The organism is Vibrio sp. 1167 (assembly GCF_033340375.1).
Classification (GTDB): Bacteria; Pseudomonadota; Gammaproteobacteria; order Enterobacterales; family Vibrionaceae; genus Vibrio; species Vibrio alginolyticus.
In genome coordinates this window covers 1-1,794 of record NZ_JAWOWK010000041.1, presented here as the reverse complement: position 1 = coordinate 1,794, position 1,794 = coordinate 1, and the positions used below count along the sequence as shown (strand labels likewise).

The 1,794-nt window shown below is 48.4% G+C and carries 1 protein-coding gene; it reads left to right on the top strand.

Annotated elements, in window-relative coordinates:
• A partial coding sequence (locus R7Z78_RS24165; RefSeq protein WP_169643885.1) for a formate C-acetyltransferase/glycerol dehydratase family glycyl radical enzyme occupies positions 1-1,794 on the top strand: 1,794 nt, incomplete at both ends.

The window sequence follows — 1,794 nt, the reverse complement described above, 5'->3', positions numbered from 1 at the left end:
CGACCTGGGGCTGGTTTTGCGGTAAGTGAAGAGGACAAACAAAGCATTCACGCCATTACGCCATACTGGCGCGATAAAACGGTTCAAGATCGCTGCTATGGACTTTTTACCGACGAACAACAAGAGATCCTAGCCAGCACCATCATTAAAGCCGAGGGCAACATGACTTCGGGCGACGCGCACCTTGCAGTGGATAACGAAAAAATCCTGAAGATCGGTATGAACGGTCTGCTGGATGAGGTTCGTCAGCATCGCGCTAATAACGACGTGTCGACGTATGAAGGGTTGAAGAAAGAGCAGTTTTATAAGTCCGTCGAAATTGTCTTGCTTGCGATTCAGGAGCACATGGTGAGTTACGCTGATCTCGCTCTGGAAATGGCACAAAACGAAACTCGACCAGAGAGGAAAGCGGAACTGGAGACAATCGCAGACAACTGTCGTCATGTGGCTTTCCATGCGCCAACCAACTTCTGGCAAGCTCTGCAACTGAGCTATTTTGTGCAGTTGATGTTGCAAATTGAATCGAATGGCCACTCTGTTTCATTCGGTCGGATGGACCAGTTCCTAAACGACTACTACGTGCGTGATCTTGAAAGTGGCACGATGAACAAAGCGTTCGCCCTTGAGTTATTGCAAAGCTGTTGGTTGAAATTGCTTGAAGTAAACAAGATTCGCTCTGGTGCACACTCAAAAGCATCGGCAGGTTCTCCGCTGTATCAAAATGTCTGTATCGGTGGCCAAAAGCTGAATGAGAATGGAGAACCTGAAGACGCCGTAAACCCGCTATCTTGGGCGATTTTAGAGTCCTGTGGTCAGCTACGTTCCACGCAACCGAACTTGAGTGTTCGCTATCATGAAGGTCTGAATCAAGAGTTCTTGATGGGCTGTATTGAAGTGATCAAATGCGGATTCGGTATGCCTGCATTCAACAACGATGAAATTGTCATTCCAGAGTTCATCAAGCTTGGCGTTGAGAAAGAAGACGCTTACAACTACGCGTCTATTGGCTGTATTGAAACCGCTGTTCCAGGCAAATGGGGTTACCGTTGCACGGGTATGAGTTTCATTAACTTTGCGCGTATTTTGCTGGCGGCGCTTAACGAAGGTGTGGATGCAACCACGGGCAAAGCCTTCTTGCCGCATGATAAGTCGTTGGCAAAAGGCAACTTCGAGAGTTTTGATCAAGTCACCGCTTCTTGGGCGGAGCAAATTCGCTACTACACACGTAAATCGATTGAGATCGATACCGTAGTCGACAGTGTGCTTGAACAGCAAGCGCAAGATATTTTCTGCTCATCGCTGGTGGATGACTGTTTGGCGCGCGGTAAAACAGTAAAAGAAGGCGGAGCGAAATACGATTGGGTATCTGGCCTGCAAGTGGGTATTGCCAATTTGGGTAACAGTTTGGCGGCGATCAAACATTTAGTGTTTGAAGAAGCACAAATCAGCCAAACGGAATTGGCAAAAGCATTAGAAGAAGACTTCGATGGTATTGAGAACGAACAACTTCGCCAACGCTTAATCAACTTCGCGCCAAAATACGGCAATGACGACGATTATGTCGACCAACTGCTGGCTGATGCTTACCAAGTTTATATCGATGAGTTGGCGCAATTTGTCAACACACGTCATGGGCGCGGACCAATTGGTGGTGGCTACTACGCGGGAACATCAAGCATCTCTGCCAACGTGCCATTTGGCGCATCCACGATGGCAACACCAGATGGTCGAAAAGCGAAAACGCCACTGGCGGAAGGCGCAAGTCCAGCATCGGGCTCTGACCGTTTGGGACCA